We start from the raw sequence: 15,255 nt of genomic DNA, 5'->3' as shown, positions 1-15,255 counted from the left end.
TTTTAAAATTTTCGTGTGTATCCTAACGTTATATCGAATTGATTACCTTTTTCATTCGGGCGGTATTCCTGATTATAATACATTGTTCCCACTGAAAACGAATTTGAGTGAAACGAAAAATTATATTCGCCCCCGATTTTGAAAGTCTTCAATTTAAATGTCTCATTACCCAAAAGGTTGTTGCTGTTTTCTTCCGGGCTAATTCCGGTTCCTATCTGAAAGGCAAAATAATCCTGAGCACTCTTTGTATAATAACGCACGGTTCCTGTATAAGAATGTGAAATATTTTTGTGGTCCGGTGTGATATAGGTGCGCAAATTGAACCAGTAATTCTTGTAATATTTACCTATTGAAGCAGTATACAGCCAGATGTTACTAATAAAATAAAGCTGCCGGTATCCAATCTCCGCTTCAAAGCTATGAGGCAAATTGGCATTTAAAGAAACGCCGGTTCTGTATTTGGGAAACAGACCTACATCATTAGAATACCCAGCTCCTACATACAGGTAAAATGTCTTAGATAATTTTGGATAAGCCTCCAGTTCTATCTGTGTGCCGTTCGTTGCAAACTTATTGGCATAATTTCCTCTCAGGATGATCGATCCCAATGGGGTTATTCTTTTGTAACTTACACCTATAATATGCCAGTCATCATCGAACTGCTTGTCAAAATGGGAGTAATTATAAGTAATGCCTATCGCATTTTTTGAAGAAATTTCGTTTATTCTCACAGCTAGTGCAATCGCTTCAGTATTTTTTTGATTGATCAGTAAAAGGTTCGAGATGGCTTTCTTTGCCTCGGAATACTCGTCAGTTCCGAAATAAACTTTTGCTTTTAATAACCATAATGCTTCGGATGATGGGTTGTTTGACAACCCGTCGTTAATAATTTCAATGGCCTTTGTATTTTGATCATTCCAATACTCCAATGAGGCATAAGCGACAAAAAAATCTTCATCTTTTACTCCCTTTTTTTGGAGTTCTTCAAATAATGCTCTTGCAGAAGCAATATCTTTGTTCCAGGTATAGATTCTGCCTAAAAAAATAGAAATATCAGTATAATTGGGTGCTTTTTCCAATGCTTCTTTTGCAAGAGCAATAGATGCTGTATAATCTTTCTGCTCAAAAGCTTTAATGCGGGCTTCTTTAAACAGCTCATCAGCGGTAGAGTTTTGCTGTGCTGACATTGCGATCGGTATAAACAGCATTAACAAAAAGAGTTTGCATTTTTTCATTGAAAAAAAATATTAATTATAAAGCTTTTACACAAATATATTGAACTTTTTCTCAGCAAACCAAACTAAATATTATCATCAGAAACGTTTTTTCTGTCCTTATATTTTCAAATAACGTGAGGCATTTTTTCGAGATAAAATATTGCCGTTCATATTATACAAAATGATAGGAGTTGCTATTTTTTTGGTCGAGCTTTTTATATTCTCTTTCTTTGATAGTGTGGGAAGATCAGAAAAAATTACACTTTAGAAATCGAAGTTTCGATAGAGTAATAGTCTATTTATTCAACATCAAACAATATATTTCTGATCTTTATCGAAACATCATCCATATCAAATGGTTTTGCAATGAAACCGTTGGCACCGGAACTGGTCGCTATTTCATTGCCATCTACACTGGCAGAGAGAATAATTACCGGCAGGTTTTCTATTTCTTTTGTGGTTCTGATGGTTCTCAATAATTGGTCTCCAGATAGTACAGGCATCCAGAGGTCCATTAGCAGTAAGTCCGGCAAAGTATGACTGATCGTTTTTATCAAATTAGTACTGTTACTTTCCGTAAAAACTGTGTATCCTTCTAATTCAAGCATCATTTCCAATACTTCCAATATTCCGGGATCATCATCACATATCATTATTTTCTTACTTTCCATATTGGTTAATTTTTCATGATTGGTAATGTGAAATTAAATGTAGATCCTGTACCGATTTCACTATCTACCCAAAGTGTACCATTGTGACTGGCAATAATTTCATGACAGATATATAAGCCAATGCCCATTCCTGGGAATTTTTTCTGAATGTCTCGTGCCCTGAAGAATCTATCAAATATTTTTGACTGATCCTGCTGGCTTATACCCATTCCATAATCCTTTATAGAAACCTTTACAAAACTGCCGACTTTGTTGCAGTAAACATCTATTTTATCAGTTCCGGGAGAATATTTAATAGCATTCGAAACCAGATTGTTGATGACCTGTGAGATCTGCAGTTCATCACCTAGTACAGTTACTTTTGTATCACTGCTGATCGTAATTTTGTATTCAGGTGTGGCTATAGCCAGGTTTTCAACCGTATCGTGAATCAATTTATCAATTTCAAAAGGTTCTTTGTGAATTTCAATATTTCCGGATTGTATCTTTGAAGTATCCAAGAGTTCTGATATCAGATTATTTAAGCGGTCCACGTAGATGGAAACTTTGCCTAGTGTGACTGTGAATTTTTCCGGTGAACCATCAGGAAGCATTCTCTCAAGCAGCTGAACAAACCCTTTTATAGTGGTTAGAGGAGTTTTCAATTCGTGGCTTGCTATGGACAGGAAATCATCTTTCCGGCGGTCAATCTCCTTTTTGTCTGTAATATCTTCAATCGCAATCAAGATACGGTCTTTATATTGTCCCTCGAATTCGATACGATAAGCATTAAGCAACATGATTTTTTTTCCGATATAAGGAAAGTCGTGCTCTACTTCAAAATCAATAACAGGATTATTTGTTGGTAATATCTTTGTTAAGAGTTCTTTTAACTGATCAATATCCCATTGGTGGTTTCCCAGTTCAAATAATATTTTTCCAATAGTGTCTTCATTTGTAACTTTGAAGGAATTCAGAAAATGCGTATTAGCGCTCAATACCTTGTAATCAGCATCTAAAACCAATAGACTTTCTCTTACGGTCTGGATAATACTTGATAAAAATGCCTCGTTCTCGTGCAGCTCCCTGGTGCGCTCTTCAATCTTTTTTTCTACGGATGCCTTTTCTTCCCTCAGTTCGTTTTCATATTTTTTGCGATCTGTAATATCATTTTGGACCCCTATAAAATGAGTTACACTATCATCGCTGTCTTTAACTGGGGAGATGATGAGTTCGTTCCAGAAAAGAGTACCGTTTTTTCTGTAATTTCTAATCTCCACTTTACATTCTGCACCATTCATGACAGCATCTTTAATGATCTGTCTTTCCGGTTGTGACTTGTCCTGAGCCTGCAAAAAGCGGCAGTTATGCCCAATGATTTCATTGTGAGAATAACCTGTAATGTCTTCGAAAGCTTTATTACAATAGATGATTGGATTATCGGGTTGCCTGTTGTCGGTAATGATAATTCCGGATTTCGCTGAGTTAAGCGCCTGCAGATAAATGTTGTTATTCAGATCATCATTTATCGCATTGCTGTCAATATATGTTTCCAATGTTGACTGTTTTATTTATTATACATTTTTTGAAATATCTGATATCCCAAAATTCTCTATTTTCAGGTATCAACCAAAATCATGCCCTTCAAGGTTATCATCAACGAAAGATCATAGATAAAGACTTAATTACTTCTAAACTATATTTTATAGATTTGTAATAGTACTAATTAGATGCCTGTATTTTTACCATCAGGAATGGATTAATTTAATCTTCGAGAGTAATTAAATTCCCGTTTAAAATACCAAAAAATAGAAGTTTTAAAAATTAAAAGAATAAAAAATTTATCTTTGCGCCAGTAAAATCATGATAAAACAAAGAGTACATATTAGTTCTAATCTATGCAACAATCCATCAATAAAGGGATTGTTAGGATATGAATGGATGATATTAAATGAGGCGAAATGTACTTGCTTTGAAAATAATTTACGTTAAACCTGTAAAGAATTAATCAAAATATTACAAAAACGCCTCAATATTCGAGGCGTTTTTTGTGTTTTAGGAGCAAAATTATTTAGAATGAAAAAAAATAATCATAAAAGTGAAATTTAATTTAATCAAAATGAACCATTAAGTAGAAAATAAAACGTGATAAGGAAACCAGTGAGAGACAGTCATTTAGGTAATCAAGATATCTGTAAAATATTACGGACAGGTATTTTCTATTTTAAAATTAAACATAACTATTTGATTTTCAAATATTTAATAGAAAAATAAATTTGCGGATTTAAAAAAATCATATTTACTTTGCAACCGAAAATTAAAAACAACAAGGTTTTTAACTTCACAAAACATTTAAACAACAACAATAAAATGAAACAAGTACATCACATATCTAATCAGTTTTCAGGATTACACGGACAAGAGCCGAAAAGCTTGATATGTCTTATTAGTAGTGAATTTGTGGATGAAAGGTGCTTATATAAATGGGTCAGCTAATGTAGCTACACGTCAAAATATATATCAGCGCCTCCCCAAAGAGGCGCTTTTTTTATGGTTTCTTTAGCTTATTTGGTAAAGCACCGGTTTGTGGCACCGGAGAACAGAGTTCGATTCCCGGAGAAACCCAAAATGAAATCTCATAGCTCAATTGGTCAGAGCACCGGTCTTTTAAACCGGGGGTTGAAAGTTCGATTCTTTCTGGGATTACAAAAAGGAGAGTAGGCAGATATTGGTTTGTTGCGGCTCACTGCTAATGAGTTCTACGATAGTAGTGAAGGTTCGATTCCTTTGCTCTCCGCAAAGATCCACCAAAAATTCGGATCCGACTGTCTCTCGGAAAAGAATTTGGAAGTGGATCTGGAAACTGGAAAGATAACGGTGGTTGTTTACCCGCCTTGGACGCGGGAGGTCGCAGGTTCGAGCCCTGCTTTCCAGACAAATTGCTCCATTCGTCTAACGGTTAGGACGTCTGCCTTTCGAGCAGAGAACAAGGGTTCGATTCCCTTATGGAGTACCAATGATTTCGTAGCTCAATTGGTTAGAGTATCGGTCTGATACACCGAAGGTTGAAGGTTCGATTCCTTCCGGAATTACAATTAATGTTAATTGTTTAAAAAGAGAGAAAGAAAAAGTTTGTCAAGAGCAGAAGATCTTTACAAAAACACAAGTTAAAATAGACGGACTTTTTCTTAACTCACTTTTAATTATCATTAAAATCTGATGGTTCGCCGAAGTGGGAGAGTCGGGGCGGTCTGCAACACCGTTGTGAAAACTGAGTGGGTTCAACTCCCATAGCCATCTCAAATAACTGAAATGAGATCAGTTCCGGAGGAAAATATAAAGTCTGTCGAGCGCAGAAGTTCTTGTATCAAAAAATAAAGACAGACTTTGTTTTTCTTCAATCAATTTAAATTAATAAAAATTAATAAAAATGAAAACAACAGATAAAATATTAATTATAGACTTCGAAGGCATGTAATTGAAAATAAAAATGCAGATTTTTTAAAATTAATTTATCTACGCAAATTGATTGCGCACCAGCGTATTTACTTTGCATCAGAAATCAGAGAGGAAGCAATGATCTTCCAAATATTTAACAATAAAAACAGTAACCATGAAATTCAATTTTTTAAGAAAATTAAATAAATCAAATAAAATAGTAGCAAACTACGAAGGTGCAAAAGCGTTTACAATTTCGCCTGCAGAAGAACTATACAGTGCTGTTGTTACAACAGGATTATCAAATACAACCTACGAAAAAGGAAACGACAGATTAGCGAGAATCCAGTCTCTGATTCAGAAAAACGACCCGGATTTCGTTGCAAAATTAGCGGTCTATGCAAGAAAAGATATGTACCTGCGTTCGATTCCATTGGTTTTGACGACCGAATTGGCGAAACAAACCTCAGGTACAGACTTGGTAAGCAAAACAGTTGACGGCGTGATCCAAAGAGCAGACGAAATCACAGAATTGCTAGCTTATTATCAATTGGCAAACGAGAGAATAGATGTTAAAAAACTGAACAGACTTTCCAAACAGATCCAAAAAGGACTGATGAAATCTTTTAACAAATTTGATGAATACCAGTTTGCAAAATACAACAGAAAAGCTGAAGTCACTTTGAAAGATGCCTTGTTTCTGGTTCACCCAAAAGCAAAAGACGAAAATCAGCAGGCCATTTTCAATAAGATCGCCAACGATTCTTTGGAAACGCCTTACACCTGGGAAGTTGAACTTTCAGTTTTGGGTCAGACAAAATTTGCCGATGAAGCAGAAAGAAAATCAGCTTTCAAAAATAAATGGGAAGAATTGATTTTCAGCAATAAATTGGGTTATATGGCAACTTTGCGAAACCTTCGAAATATTCTGGAAGCCAACGTTTCCTATGATACGATTTATAAAATTTGCAGCTATTTGTCAGACGAAAAAGCGGTGAGAAACTCAAAACAATTGCCATTCAGATTTTTGTCGGCTTACAGAGAATTGAAAAACATCAATTCCAAATATATCTCATCAATTTTGGAAGCATTGGAAGATGCAATGATGGTAAGTGCAAAAAACATCAAAGGTTTTGGTTTCGATACTTCGGTGGTGATCGCGGCAGACGTTTCCGGTTCCATGCAAAAACCGATTTCCCCGAAGTCAAAAGTTTTGCTTTACGATATCGGTTTATTGATGTCGATGATCTTGCAGTCGCAGTGCAAAAACGTCATCACAGGTATGTTTGGAGACCGTTGGAAGAGAGTTCCGATGCCCAAAAACGGTATTCTGAGAAACGTAGATGCATTCTATAAAAGAGAAGGTGAGGTTGGTTATTCCACAAACGGTTATCTGGTGATCGAAGATTTGATCAGCAGACGCGAAAAAGTGGACAAAGTAATGCTGTTCACCGACACCCAATTGTGGAATAGCAGCGGAACAAGAAATTCCTTTGAAGACTCCTGGAGCCGATACAAAAAAATCAATCCAAACGCAAAATTGTATATTTTCGATTTGGCTGGTTACGGAAAAATGCCGTTGGATATCCGCAAAAATGATGTCTATCTGATCGCAGGCTGGTCCGACAAAATTTTCGATGTGCTGAGCGCTTTGGAATACCGGAAGTCAGCCGTAGAAATGATCCATAAAGTAGTGCTGTAAAAAGCACTGCTTTTAAAAATAAAAACTAATAACCAATTTTTTTTAGGAGCTATTTGATTACATCGAAAAGCTAATATTTAATTTTTATTTGAAGCTTTTTCCCGCTTTCCACTATATCTTTTTCGACATCGCTTTTTTTCAAAGCCATCGCAGAAAAAGGATGCCGTTGCAATCGGGGCTAGGAGTGTAGTTTGTTATTTGAACATTTTCCAAACAACAAAAACTTAGGGTAAAAAAATAATAAAAATACAAATCGATGCCATAAGAAAAGAAATCCTTCGACTTTTAATTGAATATGAGTCTTTTCGCCAAATCGCTCGGTCTTATAAAAACAATAACCATCAAAACTTAAAAAAAGTAAGTGTCGTAAAAACAGAGTTACTTCGTTGGGTATTAAAACAGGTTCGAATCCTGTAAGTCTCTGTTTGATTTTTTACCTTACTTTTAATAATAACCGATGCCGTAAGAAAGAGTTCCTTCGTATCCAAATTGAAAAGCCTCTTTCAACTTTTTTTGCTCGGTTTTTAAAATAATAATCAAGTGTCGTCTTAGAGTCATACTTCGATATCCAAACATTGTGTCACAGGTTCGAGCCCTGTCTTTTCTTCGGGAAAAGTAGCTCAGTTGGTAGAGCAAATGACATGAAAGATTCTTAATTTTTTACCTTGATTTTACAAGACCAACTCAGTATTGAGCGGGTCTTTTTTCTTTATACAACATTAATAATATTTTTTTAGCTTCAATTGAGTGAAAGCTTTTCAGATCTTTGTCTAATTTTAATGGAATTAAAAACATTAATTTTATCTATAAACAATTATTAGTACGGTATTTGATATAACTTTTTTACAACTCAGATCATTTGAAACTAAAAATCAACAAACGAAAATTACTTAGACGCACCATAATAACCATTATCTCCATATTGGTTTTTTTTATTGTGCTGATATTCAGCTTGAGACTGCCTTTTGTTCAGAATTTTATTAAGAATAAAGCGATTACCTATCTCGAAGGAAAAATCCACACCAAAGTAAGTCTGGAAAAGATCTACATCGGTTTTCCAAACAGTGTAATTATCGAAAATCTATACTTAAAAGGTCAAAAGGTAGATACGCTTTTGGCCGTTAAGAAATTCGATGTTGGACTGGATATGTGGCAACTGATCAATTCCAAAGCCGATTTGACTTCTATTGATCTGGAAGGCGTTCGCGCCAATGTTGTCCGTGATCCAACAGGAAAATTTAATTTTGATTATATTATGGAGGCCTTTGCAACCTCGGACAAAGAGGAAAGTCCTTCAAAACCATTTATTATTTCGCTTGATAAAATTAAATTAAAGGATATTGGAATATCTTTCAATGATCAGCAATCAAGGAATGATATCAAGGTTTATTTCAATTCATTTGATACGCGGGTGAAAACCTTTGACCTTCAGAATAATAAATATGCGGTCAGCGATATCAACCTTGACGGTTTGAAGTTAAAGTTAAAACAAGATCTGATAGAAGAAGTTTCTAAAAATGTAGAGCAGAAAGTAGATTCGTTGAATCAGAAAAAACCAATGAAATTGGGCTTGAGTGGAATCAAACTGACCAATTTCAATATCGATTATGGCGACGATAATTCTAAAACGTTTGCAAAAGTTTTGTTTAAAGAGTTAAGTACAAAAGTGAATAAGCTTGATCTTCAAAACAATTCTTACAATGTCGGAAATGTATTTTTAACTGGTGCAAATATCAACGCTAATTTATTCCTTCCAGCTTCAAATTCGAATTCAAAAAACGAAAAAACACCTAAAGTTTCGAAAAACACAACGCAAGAAAAAGCGATGAAAGTTCTTCTCGGAAAACTGATCTTCGAAGATGTAAAGATCGCTTATAACAATACAGCCGTTGCGCCGACGAAGCGCGGAATGGATTTCAACCATCTTAATTTTGGAAAACTGAATGTCGATGTCCGCGATTTCAAAATGGAAAACAACGGCTTTGCAGGAAGTGTAAAATCTGCAGAAATCCAGGAAAAAAGAGGTTTGGATATTCAGAAATTCAATACGGATTTTGTTTATTCGGATAAACAGGCTTATTTGAAAGACCTTTATCTTCAGACTTCGAAAACTGTTTTGCGAGACGAGGTAGTCCTTAATTATAACTCAATCGAACAATTATCTGCGAATCCCGGCGCTGTGAAAATCTCGGCTAATATCAAAAATTCGAAAATCGGTTTTGCTGATATTCTGAACTTGGTTCCGACTTTAAGAAATACTGCGCCTTTCAACAAATATCCAAACGCAATACTTTCTGTCAACGCCAATGTCAGAGGAATTGTCAACGATTTATTCATTAATGAACTCAAAGTTTCCGGTCTTGATCAATTGCGGGTTTCGGCTTCGGGACGAATCAAAAATGCGATGAACCCGAACAATCTGTATTATGATTTAAGAATTGGCGAACTGGCTTCATCGGGGAAAACGATTTTTAATCTGGTTCCAAAAGGCACGATTCCGTCCAATATTTCTTTGCCGTCACATTTCAGCATCAAAGGTTTTGCTAAAGGGACGACCAAAGTTGTGAATACCAATTTAAGTTTATATTCGACACTTGGAAATGCCGGAATCAAAGCGCAGGTTGATATGCGCAGAAAAAATCATGAGTTATATGATGTGAAAGCTAATCTTCAGAATTTACAGATCGGAAAGATCATTCAGAATAAAGACATTGGCGGAATTACCGCTCAGATCTCTGCAAAAGGCGAAAGTTTTGATTTCAAAAATGCCAACGCCAATCTTGTAGGAAACGTTCAATCGGCGACTTACAAAGGTTATCGTTATCAAAATATGAGTTTGGTTGGCAAGATCAATCGCGGTGTTTACAATATCGTCCTCAATTCTAAAGATCCGAATGCCAATCTCAAACTGACAGCTTCCGGAATTTACAACGAAAAAAATCCGACAGTAAAAGTCAATGGAACCATTAACAAGTTAGATTTGAATAAACTTGGTTTTTACAGTTCACCAATGATTCTTGCGGGAAATATTGACGGCGATTTTAAAAACCTTGATCCTGATAATCTGAACGGCTATCTGAATCTTAAAAACTTTGCCATTTCCGACACAAAAGAAGTTTATCCAATCCAAGAAGTGAATTTGCTTGCAGTTTCTACAGCAGATTCTACTCAGATCAAATTCAATTCTCAGATTGCAGATGTTGAACTGAAAGGCAAATACAAACTGACTCAGATTTTCGGTGCGTTGTCGCAAACTGTCAATCAATATTATCAATTCCAAAAACCCGGGAAAGCTGCGAAAATTGATGCCGGACAATATTTTACAGTCAATGCAAAGATTAAAAATGATGACTTGATCAGGAAATTTGTTCCGGATTTGAAAAGCTTTGAAACAATAAATGTTGTCGGAAATTACAATGCAGATTCTCAAAAGATAGAATTGGATGCGAAAATTCCGCAGGTTTTATATGGAACCAATTCACTTGAAAATACAAGCCTAAAAATAACCAACGAAAATCAGGCTTTACAATATAATCTCGATGTTGCATCTTTGAAAAGTGAAAGTTTTGCATTGAATAAAGTAAATGTCAAAGGTGATGTTGCCAATAATACCATCAATTATAATATCACGACTAAGGACGAAAAAGACCAGACACAATTTCTGATTGCGGGAAATGCTAAGTCAATGAACGACATTACCGAAATTTCCTTAAATCCAAATGGTTTAAAATTAAATTATAACAATTGGTCGGTCGCTGGTGGAAACAAAATCCAAATCAGCAGTCAGGGAATTTTTGCTGATAATTTCAGATTGACAAATGCAGGAAGCGAAATTCTGGTTCAATCAGAAAACAGTTCCCCAAACAGTCCGCTGAACGTCACTTTGAAAGATTTCAAGATTGAAACTCTTACCGAAATTATTAAAAAAGATTCTCTGTTGGCAAAAGGAACGATCAACGGAACGGCGCAATTAAGAGATTTGAATAAAAAAATGACTTTTACTTCAGACCTTAATATTACTGATCTTTTCGTCTATGGAAGTCCGGTTGGTAATTTGGTGGTTAAGGCCAATAATACTTCGGCTGACGTTATCAATGCTGATATTGCGCTTTCCGGCAATGAGAATGATGTGAAGATCACTGGAAATTATAACACTGCAGCCAGCAGTTTTGACCTTAATTTGGCAATGAATCAGCTTCAGATGAAAACTTTGCAAGGATTCACGATGAATGCAATTAATAATACGGAAGGTTATCTTTCCGGAGATTTAAAAATTACAGGAACAACCACTGAACCGAAAATTTTGGGCGATGTGAAAATGAATAATGTCGGATTGATGATCGCACAGACCGGAAGTGATTTCAGAAAGATCAACGATAAAATTTCGTTCACGAACCGAGGAATCGAATTTGATGATTTTAAAATTAATGACAAAGACGACAACTCACTTAAAATCGACGGTCAGGTTTTGACTCAGACTTACACAGATTTTGTCTTCAATCTTGATATTAATGCTAAAGATTTCAAAGTCGTGAATTCTGAAAAATCAGATGATGCGATGATGTACGGTATTTTGTCTATTGACGCCGCTTTGAAAGTTCGTGGAAACCTTGACTTACCAAAAGTTGACGGCAGATTAGCGGTTTCTGATGATACAGATTTTACGTTTGTTTTACCTCAATCAAGTCCATCGTTACAGGAAAGAGATGGCATTGTGGAATTCATTGATCAAGATCAGCTTGCACTTAACAAAACCATCGTTGCAGATTCCCTGGCTGCTAAAAATAAGATCAAAGGAATGGATGTTAGCGTTAATATAGAGGTTAGTAAAGAAGCGAAAATGTCTGTCATTATTGATAAAGCCAATGGTGATTTTGTAAAACTCCAAGGTGAGGCGGAACTGACCGGCGGCATTGATCCATCCGGAAAAACCACTTTGGTCGGCGTTTACGAAGTAGAAAAAGGAAGCTATGATATGACGGTGAGTCTTTTGAAGCGTAAATTTGAGATTCAAAAGGGTAGTACAATTACCTGGACGGGTGAACCAACCGCAGCAACACTTGATATTACAGCTGTTTATAAAACTCAGACCGCGCCGCTAGATTTGGTGGAACAGCAGATCAGTGGAGAAACGCCGGCAACGCTTAATCAATACAAGCAAAGAATGGAATTCAATACGCTACTTCAGATGAAAGGCGAGCTGCTGAAACCGAGTATTAGTTTTGATATTACTACGGATGAAAAAAATAATTCGGTTTCCTCTAATGTGAAAGATGTTGTAGATCAAAAGCTGGCGCAACTTAGAACAGAAGAAAACGAAATGAACAAGCAGGTTTTTGCCTTGCTTTTACTCAACCGTTTCATTGGTGAAAATCCTTTTGAGAATAGTGCAGGACTTTCCACAGAAACATTGGCGAGACAAAGTGTGAGCAAAATTCTTTCCCAGCAATTAAACAATCTCGCCTCAGACCTTATTAAAGGTGTTGACCTTAATTTTGACCTGGAATCTTCCGAAGATTATTCAACAGGAACCCAAAATACCAGAACAGACCTGAATGTCGGCCTTAGCAAAAAATTACTCAATGACCGCTTGAAAGTCTCTGTCGGAAGTAATTTCGGATTGGAAGGCGATGCCCGACAAAATGAAAACACGACCAATATTGCAGGTGATGTCACCGTGGATTACAGCCTTTCCAAAGACGGCAGATATATGCTGAGAGCTTACCGTAAAAATGAATATCAGGTAGCCTTGCAAGGTCAGATTGTGGAAACGGGAGTCGGTTTCATCATCACTTTGGATTATGATAAATTCCGTAATATCTTCCAAAGTTCGAAGCGAGAGAAAAGAAAAAGAGAGCGAGAAAAAAACAATAACCAAGTAGTAGATTTTAAATAATGAAGAGCCGATTTCCAAACCATTTCAGATCAGTCATTGCATTATCAGTTATTGCATTTGTTTCATCGTGCAGCAATACCAAATTTCTGAAAGAAGGACAAATGCTGTACACAGGTGCCGAAGTTAAAATCGAAAATGACAGTATTCCGAAAAAGCAAAAAAAAGCGCTGAAAGCGGAACTCGAGGAAAACCTGACGCCAAAACCGAACTCCAGTTTTCTTGGACTGAGACCAAAACTTTACGCTTACAACATTGCCAAAGAACCGAAAAAAGAGAAAGGTTTCAATTACTGGCTGAAGTATAAATTTGGTGAAAAACCCGTTTTGCTCGGCGATGTCGATAAGGAATTCAACAAAGATATTATTGTTAATTATTCTGAGAATAAAGGATATTTCAACGCGCAGGCAACTTACGATACAGTTTCAAAAAATAAAAAAGCACAGGTTATTTATACTTTAAAACCCGGAAATCAATATTTGATCAGCCAGGTTAAGTTTCAGGAAGATTCGACATTGGTCAATAAAGAAATTCAGAATTTAAAAGATAAATCACTTTTGAAAGTCGGAAATCCATTTGACCTCGCCGTCATCAAAGCGGAAAGAGAAAGGATTGACAACGGGCTGAAGGAAAAGGGATTTTACTATTTTCATCCGGATAACATCATCGTTCAGGCCGACAGCACTGTGACTAAAAATCATAAAGTTGAACTCAATGTCAAATTGAAAGACCAGACACCTGATCTTGCAAAGCAGCAATTCTCTATTGATAAAGTGGTTGTTTTCCCTAATTATAACATCCGTGACGTAAAAAAAGGAAAATATAGTGTTCCTATGAATAAGGATTCTCTTTCCAAATATGCCTATGAAGATATTTACGTCATTGATCCTGATCATAAATTTAAACCGAAAATCTTTGACCGTGCTTTGTACTTTAAAAAGGGCGATGTTTATAATCGTAAAGATCATAATCTGACTTTGAGTCGACTGATCAGTTTAGGCGTTTTCAAATTTGTAAAGAATGAATTTGTGGTTTCAGATTCTCTGAATCATAAATTTGATGCTTATTATCTTTTAACACCAAGACAGATTCAATCACTTCGTCTGGAAACTTTGGGTAGAACAAACTCAGCCAATTATGGTGGAGGAGAAGTCAATCTGAACTGGACTCACCGTAACTTTTTCCGAGGTGCAGAGCAGTTTAAAGCGGCTGTTTATGGTGCTTTCGATGTTCAGTTGGGCGGACCGAAAGATGCCAATAATATCATCCGGGTTGGTGCCAATACGCAACTTTCTATTCCGAGAATTGTGGCGCCTTTCCGTTTTAATTCTTCAAGTGCATTTGTTCCAAGAACGAATATCAGCCTTGGATATGAATATCAAAGCCGTACGGAATTGTACACGCTTCATAACTTCAATGCATCATTCGGTTATGTCTGGAAAGAAAACGTCCGCAAAGAACACGATCTGAAAATTATTGATATTACGATGGTTGCTCCTCAAACTGTGACTGAAAAATATCAGGAGCAAATCGATGGAAATATTGAAAAAGGAATTCCTGCAAATCCAACTTTGGGAAGAGTAGTGGCAAAACAATTGATTTTTGGGCCAACTTATACTTATACTTACACCAATACAACTTCGCCAAAAACCAACACCATCTATTACCGCGGAATGTTGGATTTAGCTGGAAATTTAACAGGACTTTTAACCGGCGCAAATGCCAAAGATGGTGATCAGAAAGAGATATTCGGTGTTCCGTTCAGTCAATATGCAAAGATGGAGCACGATTTCAGATTTTATCATAAATTCAATGAGAAGACGAATTTTGCTTCAAGAATTATTGCCGGAATTGCTTATCCTTACGGGAATTCAGAATTTGTGCCTTATTCAAGACAATTCTTTGTTGGCGGAAGTAATAGTATCAGAGCTTTCCGTGCAAGAACTCTTGGCCCAGGAAGTTATGATCCGAGAACTCAAAATGCAAGCTTTTACTTCGATCAATCAGGCGATATTAAGCTGGAAATGAATGCAGAATATCGGGCAAATATCTACAAGTTCCTGAATGTCGCCGCGTTTGCAGACGCAGGAAACATCTGGCTCGTAAACGATGATCCAACAAGACCTGGCGGAAAATTTTCAAAAGATTTCCTGAATGAACTGGCCGTTGGAGCGGGCGTAGGACTTCGTTTAGATTTTTCGATTCTTGTATTAAGATTGGATCTTGCAATGCCTTTACGGGTTCCTTATTATGAAAAGGGAGACCGTTGGGTTCTGGACAGAGTTAAATTTGGAGACAGCTCCTGGAGAAAGGATAATTTGATTCTGAATATCGCAATCGGTTATCCGTTTTAAT

General features: G+C 36.3%; 6 protein-coding genes and 7 tRNA genes. 10 read left to right on the top strand and 3 right to left on the bottom strand.

The window, feature by feature from the left end; translation table 11 throughout:
* Nucleotides 1-2: 2 nt before the first annotated feature.
* The 3 genes from ACFJGY_RS12620 to ACFJGY_RS12610 all read right to left on the bottom strand — a co-directional run bounded on the left by ACFJGY_RS12620 (nt 3) and on the right by ACFJGY_RS12610 (nt 3,423).
* Nucleotides 3-1,208 (bottom strand): YaiO family outer membrane beta-barrel protein, encoded by a 1,206-nt coding sequence (locus ACFJGY_RS12620; RefSeq protein WP_379964424.1) that lies wholly within the window; start codon nt 1,206-1,208, stop codon nt 3-5.
* Between the two features lie 308 nt (nt 1,209-1,516).
* Nucleotides 1,517-1,888 (bottom strand): response regulator, encoded by a 372-nt coding sequence (locus ACFJGY_RS12615; RefSeq protein WP_379964422.1) that lies wholly within the window; start codon nt 1,886-1,888, stop codon nt 1,517-1,519.
* A 5-nt stretch (nt 1,889-1,893) separates the two neighbouring features.
* The gene (locus tag ACFJGY_RS12610; RefSeq protein WP_379964420.1) at nt 1,894-3,423 is read right to left on the bottom strand and encodes a PAS domain S-box protein; all 1,530 of its coding nucleotides are present in this window, start codon (nt 3,421-3,423) and stop codon (nt 1,894-1,896) included.
* Between the two features lie 996 nt (nt 3,424-4,419).
* On the opposite strand from ACFJGY_RS12610, the gene ACFJGY_RS12605 reads away from it, so the two are divergent.
* The 10 genes from ACFJGY_RS12605 (at nt 4,420) to ACFJGY_RS12560 (ending at nt 15,254) form a co-directional block, all read left to right on the top strand.
* Nucleotides 4,420-4,492, top strand: a tRNA-His gene (locus ACFJGY_RS12605).
* A 7-nt stretch (nt 4,493-4,499) separates the two neighbouring features.
* Nucleotides 4,500-4,573, top strand: a tRNA-Lys gene (locus ACFJGY_RS12600).
* Nucleotides 4,574-4,579: 6 nt separating this feature from the next.
* Nucleotides 4,580-4,664, top strand: a tRNA-Ser gene (locus ACFJGY_RS12595).
* A gap of 66 nt (nt 4,665-4,730) precedes the next feature.
* Nucleotides 4,731-4,802, top strand: a tRNA-Pro gene (locus tag ACFJGY_RS12590).
* A 6-nt stretch (nt 4,803-4,808) separates the two neighbouring features.
* Nucleotides 4,809-4,883, top strand: a tRNA-Glu gene (locus ACFJGY_RS12585).
* Between the two features lie 2 nt (nt 4,884-4,885).
* Nucleotides 4,886-4,959: transfer RNA gene (locus ACFJGY_RS12580), tRNA-Ile, on the top strand.
* A gap of 126 nt (nt 4,960-5,085) precedes the next feature.
* Nucleotides 5,086-5,167, top strand: a tRNA-Cys gene (locus ACFJGY_RS12575).
* 313 nt (nt 5,168-5,480) lie between these two features.
* Nucleotides 5,481-7,007 (top strand): TROVE domain-containing protein, encoded by a 1,527-nt coding sequence (locus ACFJGY_RS12570; RefSeq protein ID WP_379964418.1) that lies wholly within the window; start codon nt 5,481-5,483, stop codon nt 7,005-7,007.
* 859 nt (nt 7,008-7,866) lie between these two features.
* Nucleotides 7,867-12,903, top strand: coding sequence for a translocation/assembly module TamB domain-containing protein (locus ACFJGY_RS12565; RefSeq protein WP_379964416.1), 5,037 nt, complete (start codon nt 7,867-7,869; stop codon nt 12,901-12,903).
* Complete coding sequence (locus tag ACFJGY_RS12560) at nt 12,903-15,254, top strand: BamA/TamA family outer membrane protein (protein WP_379964414.1); 2,352 nt, start codon at nt 12,903-12,905, stop codon at nt 15,252-15,254. The genes ACFJGY_RS12565 and ACFJGY_RS12560 overlap by 1 nt, the downstream gene beginning before the upstream one ends.
* Nucleotide 15,255: the final 1 nt, after the last annotated feature.

It is taken from the genome of Epilithonimonas sp. UC225_85, assembly GCF_042695135.1.
In the GTDB taxonomy this organism is placed as follows: domain Bacteria; phylum Bacteroidota; class Bacteroidia; order Flavobacteriales; family Weeksellaceae; genus Epilithonimonas.
The sequence above is the reverse complement of the archived record's forward strand: the minus strand, read 5'-3'. Positions and strand labels throughout refer to the sequence as shown.

Coding starts and splice junctions, on each gene's coding strand:
- ACFJGY_RS12570 (WP_379964418.1), top strand. CDS start 5,481: ATGAAATTCAATTTTTTAAGAAAATTAAATAAATCAAATAAAATAGTA.
- ACFJGY_RS12615 (WP_379964422.1), bottom strand. CDS start 1,888: ATGGAAAGTAAGAAAATAATGATATGTGATGATGATCCCGGAATATTG.
- ACFJGY_RS12620 (WP_379964424.1), bottom strand. CDS start 1,208: ATGCTGTTTATACCGATCGCAATGTCAGCACAGCAAAACTCTACCGCT.
- ACFJGY_RS12560 (WP_379964414.1), top strand. CDS start 12,903: ATGAAGAGCCGATTTCCAAACCATTTCAGATCAGTCATTGCATTATCA.